General features: G+C 62.0%; 11 protein-coding genes. 5 read left to right on the top strand and 6 right to left on the bottom strand.

Going from position 1 to position 16,245, the window contains the following annotated elements; genetic code table 11:
- The coding region (locus ACRC0P_RS17630; protein WP_438632614.1) for a hypothetical protein at positions 1–239 on the top strand (239 nt) is incomplete at its 5' end.
- Between the two features lie 440 nt (positions 240–679).
- A complete protein-coding gene (locus tag ACRC0P_RS17625) occupies positions 680–1,489 on the top strand; it encodes a sterol desaturase family protein (protein WP_438632613.1) in 810 nt (269 codons plus the stop codon).
- A 278-nt stretch (positions 1,490–1,767) separates the two neighbouring features.
- Here the strand turns inward: ACRC0P_RS17625 and ACRC0P_RS17620 are convergent, their stop codons facing one another.
- The 5 genes from ACRC0P_RS17620 to ACRC0P_RS17600 all read right to left on the bottom strand — a co-directional run bounded on the left by ACRC0P_RS17620 (position 1,768) and on the right by ACRC0P_RS17600 (position 10,167).
- Positions 1,768–4,164, bottom strand: coding sequence for an SMP-30/gluconolactonase/LRE family protein (locus ACRC0P_RS17620; RefSeq protein WP_438632612.1), 2,397 nt, complete (start codon positions 4,162–4,164; stop codon positions 1,768–1,770).
- A gap of 586 nt (positions 4,165–4,750) precedes the next feature.
- Complete coding sequence (locus tag ACRC0P_RS17615; RefSeq protein WP_438632611.1) at positions 4,751–5,227, bottom strand: Lrp/AsnC family transcriptional regulator; 477 nt, start codon at positions 5,225–5,227, stop codon at positions 4,751–4,753.
- A 508-nt stretch (positions 5,228–5,735) separates the two neighbouring features.
- The gene (locus ACRC0P_RS17610; RefSeq protein ID WP_438632610.1) at positions 5,736–7,028 is read right to left on the bottom strand and encodes a pyridoxal phosphate-dependent aminotransferase; all 1,293 of its coding nucleotides are present in this window, start codon (positions 7,026–7,028) and stop codon (positions 5,736–5,738) included.
- 136 nt (positions 7,029–7,164) lie between these two features.
- Positions 7,165–9,336 (bottom strand): autotransporter outer membrane beta-barrel domain-containing protein, encoded by a 2,172-nt coding sequence (locus ACRC0P_RS17605; RefSeq protein ID WP_438632609.1) that lies wholly within the window; start codon positions 9,334–9,336, stop codon positions 7,165–7,167.
- 312 nt (positions 9,337–9,648) lie between these two features.
- The gene (locus ACRC0P_RS17600; RefSeq protein ID WP_438632608.1) at positions 9,649–10,167 is read right to left on the bottom strand and encodes a DUF523 domain-containing protein; all 519 of its coding nucleotides are present in this window, start codon (positions 10,165–10,167) and stop codon (positions 9,649–9,651) included.
- A 58-nt stretch (positions 10,168–10,225) separates the two neighbouring features.
- Between ACRC0P_RS17600 and ydiJ the strand changes: the two genes are divergently transcribed.
- The 3 genes from ydiJ to ACRC0P_RS17585 all read left to right on the top strand — a co-directional run bounded on the left by ydiJ (position 10,226) and on the right by ACRC0P_RS17585 (position 15,132).
- A complete protein-coding gene (gene ydiJ, locus ACRC0P_RS17595; protein WP_438632607.1) occupies positions 10,226–13,264 on the top strand; it encodes a D-2-hydroxyglutarate dehydrogenase YdiJ in 3,039 nt (1,012 codons plus the stop codon).
- Positions 13,265–13,526: 262 nt separating this feature from the next.
- On the top strand, positions 13,527–14,234 hold the full coding sequence (locus ACRC0P_RS17590) for a tetratricopeptide repeat protein (protein WP_438632606.1): 708 nt from the start codon (positions 13,527–13,529) through the stop codon (positions 14,232–14,234).
- A 499-nt stretch (positions 14,235–14,733) separates the two neighbouring features.
- Positions 14,734–15,132 carry a 3D domain-containing protein gene (locus ACRC0P_RS17585; RefSeq protein ID WP_438632605.1) on the top strand — a complete coding sequence of 133 codons (399 nt, stop codon included), beginning with the start codon at positions 14,734–14,736 and terminating at the stop codon, positions 15,130–15,132.
- Positions 15,133–15,277: 145 nt separating this feature from the next.
- Here ACRC0P_RS17585 and ACRC0P_RS17580 read toward each other — a convergent pair whose 3' ends face one another.
- Positions 15,278–15,904 (bottom strand): hypothetical protein, encoded by a 627-nt coding sequence (locus ACRC0P_RS17580; protein ID WP_438632604.1) that lies wholly within the window; start codon positions 15,902–15,904, stop codon positions 15,278–15,280.
- Positions 15,905–16,245 lie beyond the last annotated feature (341 nt).

The raw sequence follows: 16,245 nt of genomic DNA, 5'->3' as shown, positions 1-16,245 counted from the left end.
AAACCCGCTATCACACCACAGCGCAGGTCACCCCCTACCTGTTCTACGACCACGGCCAGCGCGCAGCGTATCTCGACGAGCCGGGCGAGCGCCGGGCCGGCGGCGGCCTCGGCCTGCGCTACAGCGGCGCGGCCTGGAGTCTGGATGCCGCAATGGCATTCCAGACCACCGGAGAGACGGCAACGGAGGACGAGCAGCGGGATCCGCGGTTCTGGCTGCAGGCGACCTATAGGCTCTGAACCGAATGGCACTGAGTTAAGCGGAATCTCCCTGTAGGAGCCTGCTTGCAGGCGAATTGAAGTCGCGGCAGGGCACCGGGAATGTTCGCCTGCAAGCAGGCTCCTACAGCGCAATCCTCAGGGGCAGGAGCAGCTCGGGGCTCAACTTAGTGCCATTCGGCTCTGAACCCGATATACAGGAGTGAGCCGCAGGCTGCCCGCAAGGTGAGAGCCAGGGACAAATCCGCGGGACGCGGATTTGGGCAGCTTCAGCTGGCCGAAGGCTGAGCCACAGGGATGTGGCGAGCCCTCGCCCGAATTAAAAACCCCGCTGTTTGAAATCCGTCAGGGATTATTCACTTTCCGCAAGCACTCCCGCCCACATTCCTCCAGACTCCGGCACTGTCCCTTGTATGTAGGAGCGGCGGGGGAATCCAACAGAAAAATAACAAGGTGAGACTATGGAATTCCTGTGGGACCTGGCCCGGGACTGGGCCGTGCACTTCCAGCGCGATCTCTTCCGCTACCTGCTGGCCACCACCTGCGTCAGCCTGGCGGTGAGCTGGCTGTTTCGCCGTTGGATGGACCGGCGCCGCATTCAAAGACGCCGCGCCGACTGGCGGGACATCCGCCGGGAATTCAGCTACTCCATGCTCACCCTGTGCGTCTTCGCCAACATGGGCGTGATCACCGGCATTCTCTACGACTGGGGAGTGGTGCAGCTCTACCGCGACTGGAGCCTGTATCCGCTGTGGTGGAATCTGGCCAGCCTGCCGGTGGTGATACTGCTGCACGATGCCTATTTCTACTGGACGCACCGCGCCATGCACCACCCCAAGCTGTTCAGACACTTCCACCGCCTGCACCATCTGTCGCGCACCCCCACACCCTGGGCCGCCTACAGCTTTTCCGTGGGCGAGGCCTTCCTGATGGCGATTTTCTCGCCGCTGGCAATGATACTGCTGCCGCTGCACCTGCTCGTCTGGTTGTCGTTTCTCTTTATCATGATTTTCCGCAACGCCATGCTGCACGCCGGCTGTGAATTCCACCCGCGGGGCTGGGTGGACGGCCCCCTGGACCTGCTCACCACCACCACTCACCACGACCTGCACCACCAGCGCTTTCAGGGCAATTACGGTTTCTATTTCACCTGGTGGGATCGCTGGATGGGCACCGAATTCAGGAATTACAAACAGGCGTTCCGAGGGGCGGCCATCCGCCAAGCGGCTGGGAGAGAGACAGAAGACAGCGGCGAAGCGGCGCCGGTTTAAGAATTGCGGCTGATCGGCAGATAACCGCAGCTTGTGCGCGGCCCATCGGGCCGCGCTTTTTTATTTCGAGACAGCAGTGACAACGCACCGGGCACATTCCGAGGCGGCCGCGGAAATTGTGGGCGCACCCTACATCCAGACGAAGCGCTCGATGTGGTCCAGCGCGCGATTCAACGATGCCTCTCCAGTGGCCACGGGGTCATCATCACCAGCGAAACAAGAGGGGAAGAGAACCGCATCCCGGGGCCGCTAAAGCGGCCTCGGGATACTGTAATATTTCAATACGGCGCTCCCGTTACGTCCAAACCGATTTTCCATACCCGTCCTTCACCGGTGATATATAGAGTTTTACCATCGTCACCACCAAATGCCGCATTGGTTACCCTGGCATCCACACTGATGGTTGCCAACTGGCTGCCGTTGGGGGCGAATACTCTCAGGCGTTGGGCGTTATGTTCGGCAATATAAATGTTGCCGTGGCAATCGACAGTCATGCCGTCGGGCACCATCAATCCCTGAACAAGGTCGGTGCCCGGGAACACCTGGCCGTTGACGATGGGATAGGTCCGCAACACGCTGGAATTGCCGTTGACGTAAAGCACATCGTTTTCCGGTGACAGCGCAACGCCGTTCGGATTGTTTAACGAACCGTCGATCAGGCTCACCTCGCCGTTCACATCAACGCGGTATACTCCCGTGACAGGCTGACCGCCCGCTGCGGGATCGTGTTGAAAATCGGGGTCGGTAAAGTAAATAGTTCCGTCATTGGCGATCGCCAGATCATTTGGCGAATTAAAGACGTTGCCATTATAGGTTGACGCCACCGCTGTGCGATTTCCAGTAGTGAACTCGTATCGGGAAATGCCGCTGTACTTGTGGGTGGCGGCAACAATATCGCCCTGTGCATCAACCGCCAACCCGTTACTGCCGCTGTCGGCGATCTGAGTTGTCATCACACCCTCGGTAGTCAGCTTCTGAATGCGCGAAGGAAAACCGGTGGAGAAGGTAAAGTCGGAAAAATACAGCGCGCCGTCGATCCACACAGCGCCTTCGTACAAACCGGCTTCGGTGCGTGTCGAATTGGCGCCTTCGATGGCCGAGGCAGTCAGGAACCCTGAAGGCGGCTCCCCGCAAGCCAGGCCGCCGGAACTGGAACTCGAGGAACTGCTCGAGGACGACGATGAAGACGAGCTGGAGCTGGAGCTGGACGAGCTGCTGCTGGAAGACGAGCTGGAGCTCGAGGTGCTGCTGCTCGAAGACGAGGAGCTGCTGCTCGAACTCGATGAACTGCTGGAAGATGAACTGCTGGAAGACGAACTGGAACTGCCGGGTGTTGGGTTGTCGCACCCGATGGGCGCATCCGCGACTACGACGTCGTCCATCCAAACATCGGCATTATTGTTGCTGAAACTATGCCAGCCAAACATGACGTAATTAAACTTGCCGTCCAGCCACCGCGTATTTCCGCCTATGCCACCGTTGTTCCAGTCGTCAATTGAGTCAATGACATGGACCAATTGCCCGTCAACCCAGGCACGCAACTCGTGATATGGGCGATCGCCACCCAGCATCCCGACTTCGACGCAGTGCCATTCATTGGCGGTGATTTCAGGGCCGCTGAACCACTGGCTTTGCGGCGGTGAAATATCGTCACTGGGAACCTCGTTGGTGCCGAGGTGGCCTTTGATCTGGCCGAACCGTATTTCATCGTTGGCATCGGGTGTTGCCTTGATTCCCATAATGTGTTCGTGATTGTCACCGGCTTCGTTGCCGAGTTTCTTGCTCATGTAAACCCGGGCGCGCAGGTAAACGGTATCGGTTCCGGGCGGAAGCGCGCGCACGATCTGCGCCGGAGCGGCACCACCCTTGAAATGAACAGATTTGGTGCCGCTGAAAGCCCGCGTATCATCCACCAGGGCGTACCCCGGTTGGCTGATGTGGTTGTTGCTGTTGTTGAATACCCAGCCTATAAAGTTGTCCCAACCGGCCGGCTGCTCGTCAACGGCGTCCAGTTCAAAGCCGGAACTGAAGAAGCTACCACCTGAGGATGAACCCGAACTGCTGCTCGATGAGCTGCTGGATGACGAACTGCTGGACGATGAACTGCTGGACGATGAACTGGAACTGCTGCTCGAGGATGAAGAGCTGCCGGATGAGGCACCATCCGGCTCGGAGCCCCAGATCAGGCTGCCGTTCCGGTAAAGCGTTACCCGATCCCAGTTGGCATAGGCCGTCTTGGTAGGATCGAACGAGTAATCGTCGGACTCGTCGTAGCTGGTCCAATTGTCCTTGGCCAAGCGGTTCTGGATATCGCCGGTGCTGCCGCCCGCGGCGATGCTGCCGCCGCTGAAACTGAGTTCGAGGTAATTGTCCGCGCCCGTCACTGCCGGAATGGAATGGAACGAACCCGAGATGTTGCTGCAGCCAATCTGTGACCAGTCGCACCAGTGGTTCTGGGGCCGGCCACCTTCATTGGTGTACCAATAGCGGACAGTCAACTCGCTCAAGGGCACCGAACCGGAACCGTTATTGACGATTCGCAGGTGCGGCTTGATCTGATTATCGCCGGTGCTGGTGTCGGCGGCCTTGTACTGCACCACCAGGTTCTGCGCCAATGCCTGGCCTGCCAACAATAACCAGGACAGCAACATGCATACTCTAACGAATGATTTCATTTAACTTTCTCCGTAATGCGGGTATTTACCGGCAATGCTGCCCTGCGGAGACCACCAGCTGCTTTCTCTGTCATCGCTCTCAACCGTCTCTTCCTGTATCTGTCCCCTGGTCCGCATTGAGGAGTCAGGGCAAACCTGCTGTTTATATTAGACAGAATTGTCCGCGATAAGGGTGGTGTGCTGTCGTCCGGCTTTGTATGGAAGCGAATATTTTTACCAGGTTTGCGCGCAGATAACGCAATCCTTTACCTCTCAACCAGGAAGAATTTGTGCCGGTAAGGTTCTTAGGGCCTGTTCACATTAAATCGGCAGCCGCGTTGCCGTCCGGTACAAGCCCCAATAGGGGGAATCGCCCTGTGGGAGCCAGCCCCGCTGGCGAAGCGGCTCAATCGCCTGCAGGGCAGGCTCCCACAGATATAGGGTGGATAAGCGAAGCGCATCCACCACTCCAGCAGGCTTCTGGTGGATGCGCTTCGCTTATCCACCCTACAAAAATGCCCGGCCCCCTTAACTTAGTGCCATTGGGTACAGCCTCGAATTGCATTCGCTTCAATTGCGGCTAATAGCGCAACTGGGGAAAAGGCGGTCAGTCCTGGAACAGCAGTTCCAGCGGATAGCCGGTAAACGGCTTGGTTTTCTCGATCACCAGGTGGGAAGTCATGCGCGAGATGGCCGCATCCTCGTCAGCCAGCAGCTGTTCGGAGACGCGGTTGAAGTCGGCGGCGTCCGGGCACACGAAGTGCAGCATATAGTCGAATTCGCCGGACATTTTCACGCAGGAGACAACCTGCGGAATCTCGTTGATGGCGCGGCGAAAACTCTCGCTGGTGCGCGCGTCCTGGCGTTTCAGTGCCACGTTTACGTAAAACTCCGCGTGGCGCACCTTGTCCAGGTTCACCTCGGCGAGAAACTCGCGGATATAGCGCTCGCCGGTCAGGCGCTTGACCCGCGCCAGGCAGGCGCTCTCGGAAAGCCCTATCTGCTCGCTCAGATTCAGGTTGCTGATGCGCGCATTGGTCTGCAGCGCCTGCAAAATACGCAAATTGTGCCGGTCGATCTTCACGGATTGATTCTTGTATCGGGAAAAGGGGCTAGTGTCCTGTATGGTACTAAATAGTGATACCAGCGGGCCGCTAAGCGGCCAGATGCAAGGCGCACTTGCGCCGGCGTAGTTATTCTACGTCAAGCAAGTGCAACGCCGCAGATGGCTGCTTAGCGGCCCGCCCGAAGGGAGCCCCCCTCTCTTCACCAATAGAGAGGGCCCACAGCTGCGTTGCAGCTCTTGAAAATGGAATGACCATTCCCTGCGAGCTGCGCCTAACTGTGAGCAATCTGGGGGGCTCTGGTATCACTTTTTAGTACCATACAGGACACTAGGATAGCGGTATTCGGCCGCGGCTGGAACTCCGCACTGGCAGCCACCAAATCATTAACCGTAACTACTCACTCACAGGAAACCTGCATTGGGTTAAGGGAATCACCCTGTAGGAGCGGCGGGGCGGCCATCCGGCGGGGCGGCCATCCGCCGTGCCCGCGATCGGCCTCTGTTCGCGGGCATGGCGGATGGCGGCTCAGCCGGCCCGGCGGCTGCCGCTGGTGACGAAGCGCTCTATGCGATCCAGGGCCCGGGACAGCTCGGCCTCGTCCGCGGCCAGGGTCAGGCGCACATGATTGGCGGCACTGGGACCGAAGGGAGCGCCGGGCAGCACGGATACACGCTCGGCATCCAGCAGCGCCTCGGCGAAGGCCTGGCCGCTCCCCCCCGCTTTAGAAAGCGCCACCCGGGACACGTCCACCATCACGAACATGCCCGCCTCGGGGGAAGAGCAACGGAGGCCGGGGATCCCGTTGATACGAGGGACTATCAGGTCGCGGCGCTTCTCGTAGGCGTCGCGCATCTGCTTGACGAAATAGGTGTCGAACTCCAGCGCGAAGGCGGCGGTCTCCTGGATAAACTGCGGGCAGCCGAAAATGGTGGCGCCGGCAAATTCGGCGAGGCGCTCCACCAGCGGCCCGCGGGCCACCGCCCAGCCCAGGCGCCAGCCGCTCATGGCGTGGGACTTGGACAGGCCGTCGATCACCACGATGTTGTCCAGGTGTTCGGCGGCGGTGCGCAGGGAGGTGTGGCGGCGGGCGAAGGTGATCATGGAGTACATCTCGTCGCACACCAGCCAGATATTGCGCTCGCGACAGTAGGCGGCCAGCTCCCGCAGCTGTTCCGGGGTGGCCATGGCGCCGGTGGGGTTGCCCGGAGTGTTGATCATCACTGCGCGGGTGTTCTCTCCGATAGCCCGCTCGATGGCCGCGACATCGAAGGCGAAATTGGTTTCCGCCGGGCAAGGGACCGGCTTTACCTTCAGGCGCAGGGAATCGCAGATGGGCACATAGCCGATATACATCGGCTCGGGAATCACGATCTCCTCGCCCGGGTTCAGCATACAGGCGAGTACGCTGTAGATAGCGTTGGTGCCGCCGGGGAAGACCACCACATCGTCAGGGCTGCAGGGATGCGGCGAAACCTTGCTCTCGATATCGGCGATGGCGCGGCGCAGTACCGGCTCGCCGGCGGCGGGGGAGTAGTGGGTGCGGCCGACACCGAGGCGGGCGCGGGCGAAATCGAGGATGGGTTCCGGGGTGTCGAAGTTGGGATCGCCCACGCAGAGGAAGATCACATCCTCGCCCTTGCCCGCCAGCTCGCGGGCGCGGTCGCTGACCGCCCACACATCGGCGTCGGCTCGGTTGAGGGCTTCGCTCTGGATACTGAAACGGGGGCTGAACATCTTCTCTATCCGGTTGTTGTCGATCCTTCCAAGATAACAACCGCGCGGGTAATCGATGCCGCGATAGCGGCGGGGATTTCGCATTCCCGCGCCATTTGTCCCGGCTTTGCCGCAGAAAATTCGGTGACATTTTTTGTCACCGCCGGGCGGGCCGAGGCCCGTTTGCGGAGCTGGAGCCTTCAGCGCCGATAAACAGCTCCGCGGTCCCGAGTCCCCAACATCAAAACCGGTAATTGATATTCAACCCGCCAATAGTATCCGACGGCCCCACCACCACATTGCCGCTCACCTGGAATTTTTCCGTCAGGTTGAGACCCACCAGGGCGCCAGCGCCGTTGGCGAAGAAGCCCTCGTTGCGGCTGTCGTAGGCGGCCATATACGCGCTGTTGAACGGGATGGACTTGATGCCGATGCCCACGTCGTCGGTTTCGTCGCCGTCGTTGTACTCCACCCAGACCTCCCCGAACCAGCGCCAGTCGGCCTCCTCCGGCGCGTTGTAGAAGAAGCCGCCGCGATAGCGGACATAATCGCGATCCTGGCCGCGCACGCGCAGGCCGATGGGGTCCAGGGTGGCGCCGTTACTGCCGATATAGGTGAGGTCCCGGTTGGTGGACTCGTTGAAACGGTCCACATTTATCCGGGTCCAGGCCACCGAGACAAAGGGGCCTATATGGCAGGGCAGCGAGGGCACACTGTCGTAGCCGGCGCGGGCGAACAGGCTGATTCCGTCGCCCTCGGTGTCCCCCGATATCTGGCTGTGAAACCCCCTCAAATAGACTGTACGGTCGACGTGCCGGTAATCGATATCGCTGTAGGTGGCACCGCCGTCGACAAAAAAGCGCTCGTTGTCCCAGCGGGCGAAGGCGCTGAAGTTGATATTGCGCGAGTCCAGGTGGAGGCCGTGGGGTCCGTAGTCGCTCTCGCCGTAGGAGAGCCCCAGGGCCCACTCGAAGTTGTCGCTGCCGGCAAAGCTGAAGCCGAGAAAGCCGTCCCAGGCGTTCTCCCCGCGATTGGGCGCCGGCCCGTAACCCAGGTTCGCATGCCCCCAGGCGCCGCCGAAGAACAGGGTGGTCTCGGGGTCGCGGAAGCGCTGCGCGGTCATGTGGTGGTCGATATTCGATTGGTGAACGCGGGTGTTCTGGTAGCCCAGGTCCGGCAGGATCGCGAAGCCCACCGGCGCGCTCAGCACGGAATAGTAGTAGTCCCCCAGTAGTTGCTGGCCCGCCAGGGTGAGGTTCAAGCCGTCGTTGAACAGCAGCCGGTCCGCGTCCGGCGCGCTGCCGGTCTGGCTGTACACCGGGTCCGGGGTGGCGCAGCCGCCGGCGGCAAAGCAGGTGGCGTCCTGGTCGATGTCGGCGAAGCCGAACAGCCCCGGCCTGTCCAGCGCCAGCGCGATGATGCCCTCCATATCCAGGATCAGCACGTCGCCGATGGCGTTGATCTGCCGGCGCAGCGACTCGTTGAACAGCGTGGTGCCGATATTGGCTGCGCTCACCGCCGCGGGGCCCATGTCGTTCATCAGGGGGGTGTTCCCTATCCGCAGCACGTTGGACACAACCACATCGTCGGCGCCGGCGTTTTTCAGTTCCGCAGCGGCGGTGGCGAGGAAGTTGGCAGAGCGCTGCATTCGGGCCGGGGTAATGTTGCCGGCAATGGTGGCGTCGACGATGTCATTGGCGCCGCCGTTCAGAAAAAAGAGGGTGTCGCGGCGGATACTGTTCTGGGGCAGATAGCCCTGCCCGGTGGCGAAGGGCACGCCGGTGAGGGTGATATCGTTACCCGGGTCGTCCACCAGCGCCTGCAGCGCCGCGGGGTTGCCGAACGCCGCCACCGCCAGGGCCACTTCCGCCGGGGAGAGATAGGGACTCTCTCCGACCGCCGGGTCGCAGACACCATCGGCGCCGCAGCGGGTGGAATCCGGCAGGATGGTGGTCAGTTCGTTGTGATCCGCCACCGTGGTGTTCGGAAACAGCTGGCGGAAGCGCTGCGGTCCCACCAGGTCCAGCAGCACATCCGCCGTGTGATTGCCGCCCACCGCCCAGTTGCTGCCGTTGGCCAGTACCGAGGCCGCTATCTGCGCCAGTTGCTCGTTCGGAGTCCCCGGCGCCGGCGCGCAGGGGATGGCGCCGCCGAAGGCCGGGCCCAGGCCGGAGCAGGAGGGGCTGAGCGGCATCAGCCCGAAACGCTGCGCCATAAAACTCACCGCCGGCTGCCGCGGGAATATCCCATCCGGGTCCGCGCTGGTGAAAATACCCGCGTTGCCGCTGTCGGAAAAGTTATCGCCGAACACCACGATACTGCGGTAGAGATCCTCGGTGGTGTGGTCGGCAAAGCTGGCGGATGCGGCGGTGAACGCCACGGCCAGGGCCAGGGACTTGGCAGTGAAACCCATTGCGCACTCCGTTGCGTAGGCTGGAAGTGGGTCAAGTATAGACAGGCGGGGCAACTGCTCACCTAACACCTGTAGGGAACCCGCATTGAAATTAGAGGAGCCACCTTGTAGGAGCCTGCTTGCAGGCGAACCGTGCGGGCAGCAAGCCTCCGGTTGTCATCCATGGCGAGACGAAGGCACATTCGATCGGGCCCCGGCCCCGCCATCCCTGGCGGGTCGCCAAGCCGCGCACAAAGCAGTGCTTTGTATGCGCGCGGCTTGGCCCTGCAAGCAGGCTCCTACAGGGGGTAAGTAGTTACCAGCGGGTTCGGTTCAACGAAACCGGCTGTGGTAGGCGAACACCCGCTCGATAAACCGCTCGCGGGTATCCGGGTCCCGCAGGCGCCCGGCCTCCTCCATCGGCAGGTCGGGGAAGTGCTCGCGGAGCCGCCCGGCGAACAATCCCGCCCCCGGTTCCCCGGCCGCACCGCCTCCGGACCTATGGCGCGGCGTCGAAACCAGGCCGCAACTGGGGGAGCGCTCCATCAGGATAAAACCGCTCAACTGGCGGACCTGCTCCGTCACGCTGTCCGCGTAATCCAGCAGCGCCCGGGTGAAATCCCTGCCCCCTACTCCCAGGGCCCGCAGCCCGCGGTCGCTGGCCACCAGGTGGATCGGCGGGCGCGGCACGCCCAGACCCGCGGCCACTTCCGGGCAGAAGGGCCGGTAGTCGAAGTGGCGCCCCAGCAGCTCGGTGCACACCAGGCTCAGCTTGTGGCCACCGTCGTAGCGCACCCGCTCGCCGAGCAGACAGAGGCTGATGCCCACGGGAATTTTCAGCGAAGTCTCCATAGCACCGTTATAATGCCAGACCTTCCGAAAAAGCAGCGAAAAAGTCACAAGGCCGTTCATGATCCCAGCACTGCGCGAAGTCGACGAAGTACAGGCGCTCTACCTGCAGTTTTTGCAGGCGCTGGGGGAAGCCGGGTTCCGCGGCGACCTCAGCCCCTGCTACGCCAGCCGCACGGTGCTGGCCACCGACAACTCCATCTACCAGGTACTGCCCCAGGCGGTGGTCTACCCGCGGAATACCCGCGACCTGCAGCTGATCATGGAACTGGCGGAGCGCGAGGAGTTCCACCAGGTGGTGCTCTCCCCCCGCGGCGGCGGCACCGGCACCAACGGCCAGTCGCTCACCGACGGCCTGGTGGTGGACGTCTCCCGGCACATGAACCGAATCCTCGAGATCAATCCCGGGGAGCGCTGGGTGCGGGTGCAGGCGGGCGTGGTCAAGGACCAGCTGAACGCGGCGCTGGCGCCCCACGGTCTCTTCTTCGCCCCGGAGCTGTCCACCAGCAACCGCGCCACCATCGGCGGCATGATCAATACCGACGCCTCCGGCCAGGGCTCCTGCGTCTACGGCAAGACCCGCGACCACGTTCTGGAACTGTCCACGGTGCTGATGGGCGGCGAGCTCTGGCAATCGGCGCCGCTCGGCGACGAGCAGTTGCGGGAAACCAGCGCGCGGGAGGACCGCGTCGGCAGGGTGCACCGGGTATGCGACCAGATCGCCTGGGACAAAGCGGAGCTGATCGAGCGGAAGTTTCCCAAACTCAACCGCTGCCTCACCGGTTACGACCTGGCCCACATCCGGAGAAACGACACTTTCGACCTGAACAGCGTACTCTGCGGCTCCGAGGGCACCCTGGGCTTTATCGCCGAGGCAAAGCTCAATGTGCTGCCGATCCCCAAATGCGCGGCACTGATCAACCTGAAATACGACCACTTCCAGGACGCCCTGCGCGACGCCACCGAACTGATGCGCGCCGGCCCCACTTCCATCGAAACAGTGGACAGCAAGGTATTGCAGCTGGCGATGGAGGATATCGTCTGGCACAGCGTCAGCGAGTTTTTCCCCGTGGGAGATCGGCCGGTCAGGGGCATCAACCTGGTGGAGTACACCGCGGATTCCGAGGAGGAACTGGACAGCGCCCTGGAAAGATTCACCGCGCAGATCGACGCCCTTATCGGCCAGCCGGGCAAGAGCTTCGGCTACTCCATCGCCCGCGGCCACGCCGAGGTCAGCCGCATCTGGGGCATGCGCAAACGCGCGGTGGGGCTACTGGGCAATGTGCAGGGAGAGAAAAGGCCGATCCCCTTCGTGGAGGACACCGCGGTGCCCCCGGAGCACCTGGCCGACTTTATCGCCGAATTCCGCGCAGTACTGGACGACGCCGGCCTCAGCTACGGCATGTTCGGCCACGTGGATGCCGGCGTGTTGCACGTGCGCCCGGCCATCGACATGAAGGACCCGGAACAGGCGGCACTGGTGCGCCCGATCACCGACAAGGTGGCCGCGCTCACGCAGAAATACCACGGCCTGCTGTGGGGGGAACACGGCAAGGGGGTCCGTTCGGAATACGCGCCGGCGTTCTTTGGCGAACTCTACCCGGAGCTGCAGAAGATCAAGGCCGCCTTCGACCCGCGCAACCAGTTGAACCCGGGCAAGATCGCCACCCCCAGCCGCATCTCCGCCCTGCTGAAAATCGACGAAGTCGTCACCCGCGGCGAACTGGACCGCGCCATCCCCGTGCAGGTGTGGGACGGCTACAGCGAGGGGGTTCACTGCAACGGCAACGGGGCCTGTTTCAATTGGAATCCCGACGACCCCATGTGCCCCTCCTACAAGGCCACCCGCGAACGCATCCACTCCCCCAAGGGCCGCGCGATGCTGATGAAAGAGTGGCTGCGCCAGTTGAGTGCGAAGGGAGTGGACCCGGTTGGAGCAGCCCGCCGCTTCCGCGAGCAATCCTTTTTCGTCGGCCTGCCGGGGCGCATCAAGAACACCCTGGCCAGGGCCCGCGGCGAGTACGACTTCAACCACGAGGTGAACGAGGCCATGCAGGGCTGCCTGGCCTGCAAATCCTGCGCCGGCCAGTGCCCGGTGAAAGTGGACGTGCCGGAGTTCCGCAGCAAATTCCTCGAGCTCTACTACAGCCGCTACCTGCGCCCGCTGAAAGATTACTTCGTCGGCGGCCTGGAGTTCGTGATGCCGCAACTGGCGCGGATGCCGCAGCTGTACAACTGGCCGCTCAAGCTGAAACCGGTGCGCTGGCTGCTGGAGCGCGGCCTGGGCCTGGCGGACAGCCCGCCGTTGGCGCGCAAGAGCCTGCACAAATCCATGCACGAACTGGGCGTACCCTACGCCAGCCCCGACTGCCTGGCGGCCATGGGCCCCGCACAGCGGGAGCGCGCGGTAATCCTTGTACAGGACGCCTTTACCAGCTACTTCGACGCCGAGGTGGTCGCGGACACACTGCGCCTGCTCAAGCAACTGGATTTCTTCCCCCTGGTGGCCCCCTTCCGCGCCAACGGCAAGCCGTTGCACGTGCACGGCTTCCTGCGCCAGTTCCAGAGAGTAGCCCTGGTCAACAGCGAAATGCTCGCGGAACTCGCCGCCAGCGGTGTACCGCTGGTGGGCGTGGACCCGTCCATGACCCTCACCTACCGCGGGGAATACGGCAAACTGCTGGGGGAGCGCGCGCCGAAAGTGCAGTTGCTGCAGGAGTGGCTGGCGGGCCAGCGCGAACACCTGGAGCGGCAGCGGCACCGCCTGCGCCCCGCCAGCTTCCACCTGCTGCCCCACTGCACCGAACAGACCATCGCCACCGCCTCCCTACGCGACTGGCAAAGCGTCTTCACCGCCCTGGGCCTGGAACTGCACACCGAGAACCTGGGCTGCTGCGGCATGGCCGGCACCTACGGCCACGAGACCGGGCACAAAGAGACCTCGCGGGTCATTTTCCAGCAATCCTGGGCCCCCCGGCTCTCCGGCGACACCGGCCCCCTGCTGGCCAGCGGCTACTCCTGCCGCTGCCAGGCCACGCGCTTCGCCGGTGTAACCCTGCGCCATCCTTTGCAGGGAGTGCTGGCGCAGCTGCGGGGTTAGGACTGATACTGGGAATTATCGGGACTCGGGACTCGGGACTCTCGGGATTGTGTTGTAGGAGCCTGCTTGCAGGCGAATAAAGAAGGCCGGAACAAAACTCCGCAATATTCGCCTGCAAGCAGGCTCCTACAGCGCCGGGATAAATGTAGGAGCGGCCCATGGCCGCGATCGGACCAGCTACGAAGGGCGACTGATCGCGGCCATGGGCGGATGGGCCGCCCCGCCGCCCCTACAAAAAGCGAAATGCGGGATTTGCGCCCTTATGTACCGGATCTCACTCAAACTGCTGCTCTGCGCCGCGCTGCTGGCGCCGGGCGCCGGGCTGGCAGCGCCCGCGGCGGAAAGAGCACCCGCGGCGGTAAGAGAATCCGCGCCGGAACTGGTCGAGCGGGCGGAGGGATACTCCCTGGAGGGCGACTTCGAAAGCGCCCTGCCCCTGTACGAAAAAGCCATCGCCGCCCTCGCCTCCCAGCCCCGCAAACAGCAGCAGCTGCGCTACCGCTACGGCATAGTGCTGAACGCCCTGGGCGGGCAGGCGCGCCCGGACCTCTATCCCCTGGCCCGGGCCCAGTTCGAGGCGGTGCTCGACTATATAGAAGAAGGCGCCTCCCTGGAGCACTCCGCCGCCCGGGTGCGCTCCGCCCTCGCCCACACCTACCACCAACAGGCCGCCGGCGAAGAGATGCCCGCCAAGGCACTGCTGCTGCGCAACGCCTACAGCCTCTACAGCACCGCCGCACGGGACCTGGCGCAGGAGCGGCAGTGGCACAACCTGGCCATCACCTACTTCAACCTGGGACAGGTCTGCGAGTGGCAGGGCAACCTGGAAGAGGCCATCGACTGGCTGGAAAAAGCCGTGGCACTGGACGCCCGGCACGGCTTTGCCGACCTGGAGGAGGATCGGCAGTACCTGACCGCCCTGCGCCAGCAGGCGAATCCCACCCCGGCATCCGACACCACCGCCCTCTGAGCGGCCCACAGCGCTGCGGGCCCCGCGGGCTGTCGCTTTCTACTCCTCCCATAGAAGCCTGCCACCCGAGAACGTGACTGACCAACCACAAATAATTCAGCAACCAGATTGTGCCCGGACATCCATAAATAGGAGCAACATCCTTTTTGCAGCGGCCGAAAGCCGGAGGAAAATCTTACTGTTGCAGAGGGGCCCGATGACTGGAACAGATCATCCAAGCCATTAGACTGATTTGTTACAAGGAAAAGTGTGAGCCGATATTTGCAGGAATACTTTTTTGCACTTCCGCGAACAGGTGAGAACAAAAGACTAAAAAGCGGTGAAAAGTTATCTCCTATTCTAATAGATTATTTTTTATACAAAAAAGGTTGATATGCCTTCACCAAACCGTAATATAGCGCCCACTGATTAATTATTGATCAGTTATTTCCAAAAACACTTGGAAATTCTACAAGCACTTTTGAGCTTGTGACCAATTGACTTCTGGAGGTATCGGGAAGTGATCAATCAGACTCTGCGCAACGCCGTATTCTTTACCATCGCGATTTTCGCGGCAACTCTCACCGTGCCGGCTTTTGCAGCCAGCAACAAAACCATGACCGTGGATGCAACCGCCTACAACTCCGTGCGCGGACAAACCGACGGAGACCCCTGGGTAGCGGCCTGGAACAACCGCCTGAAGCCCGGCCAGAAAGTGATTGCGGTGTCCCGCGACCTGGAAAAGCGCGGCCTGACCAACGGCGCCAAAGTCAAGATCGAAGGTCTTTCCGGCACCTACACCGTGCGCGACCGCATGAACAAGCGCTTTAAAAACCGCATCGACGTGTGGATGGAAAAGGACGTCAAAAAAGCCCGCAGCTGGGGCAAGAGAAAGCTGAAGGTCTCCCTGGTCCGGTAATCGATGCAGCGACCGCTTATCAATAACCGCGGGTACAACCGCGGCCCTTCACGCCCCGCCCAGCGGGGCTTTTTTTGTGGGAACAGACGTAGGGTGCGCCGCGCGCACCGATGGTGCCAATAGCGCCTGGTGCGCACGGTGCGCGCTACGGTTCGGTTTCCGCGATAATCCCCGGCAGTTCCCGGCAGTCACCGTTTTCGATATAGAAAATGCTCGGCTGACGGCCCTCGTTGTAGCGGTGCTCCAGGTGGCCCTCCCTGAATACAATCAGGTATTCCGACTTCACCCAACCGCTTTCCGTCAGGCTCTCGCTGAGCCACAGCAAGGCCGGCTCGTTCTCGTAACAGCGGCCGTAAAACATCCGCGTTTTCTCCACCACCCGCTTGCTCTCGTAGTCGGCGTACTGACCGGGATAGGTATAGCGGTCGATACCCGACTCGGCACCGCTATCCTCATCTCCGTTAGCGGAAATCTTCTGGATATAGATGGAGGTATTTTCGTCGCAATTCACACAACTGCGGCCGGACAGGATGGCGTAACCGCGCAACTCGGAGATCAGCCTGGCTTCATAGAGGTCGGTTTCCAGCGAGCGCTGACCGGAAAGCTGGATTTCGTCGGCCCCGGCCCGGGGGGCCAACAATAATAGAAGAGATAGAAACAGGAAGGGGACCGCTTTCATCGGGAAGACAACCGGCAACTGGATGGCACCGCCGGGGGCAATCTCTCCATAGGGGCCCCGCGGCGGCACCGCGATTGGGTTGTGTGCTGTCACACTGTCGCGATTCCCTTCTACTAATAACCATAGCAGGGAAATCGCGGCTCCGAATGTTGTCCCCTGGGTAGCATCCGGATCTGCCCAGGCCGGGCATTTTCACCAATCGCACTTTACTTGCCAGGCAACTAGTCACCCCTGTAGGAGCGGGCCATGCCCGCGATCGATTTCTCTTCTTAGAGCCTGTTTGCGATCTATGGTGCTGCACGTCCAGCGCGGGGTCGGGAGGGGTGCCTCTTTCCGGGACACGGGCTGGGCGCCCCCCTTAAATACGTCCCTGTACGCTCGTAATCGGCATCCCTGCCTCATACGGTCCCGAAAAGAGGCACCCCTCCCGACCT

The sequence above is a fragment of the Microbulbifer sp. genome, assembly GCF_051659245.1.
Taxonomy (GTDB): Bacteria; Pseudomonadota; Gammaproteobacteria; order Pseudomonadales; family Cellvibrionaceae; genus Microbulbifer.
This window is presented reverse-complemented; position numbering and strand designations above follow the sequence as displayed.

Coding starts and splice junctions, on each gene's coding strand:
- ACRC0P_RS17625 (WP_438632613.1), top strand. CDS start 680: ATGGAATTCCTGTGGGACCTGGCCCGGGACTGGGCCGTGCACTTCCAG.
- ACRC0P_RS17620 (WP_438632612.1), bottom strand. CDS start 4,164: ATGAAATCATTCGTTAGAGTATGCATGTTGCTGTCCTGGTTATTGTTG.
- ACRC0P_RS17610 (WP_438632610.1), bottom strand. CDS start 7,028: ATGCGAAATCCCCGCCGCTATCGCGGCATCGATTACCCGCGCGGTTGT.
- ACRC0P_RS17605 (WP_438632609.1), bottom strand. CDS start 9,336: ATGGGTTTCACTGCCAAGTCCCTGGCCCTGGCCGTGGCGTTCACCGCC.
- ACRC0P_RS17600 (WP_438632608.1), bottom strand. CDS start 10,167: ATGGAGACTTCGCTGAAAATTCCCGTGGGCATCAGCCTCTGTCTGCTC.
- ydiJ (WP_438632607.1), top strand. CDS start 10,226: ATGATCCCAGCACTGCGCGAAGTCGACGAAGTACAGGCGCTCTACCTG.
- ACRC0P_RS17590 (WP_438632606.1), top strand. CDS start 13,527: ATGTACCGGATCTCACTCAAACTGCTGCTCTGCGCCGCGCTGCTGGCG.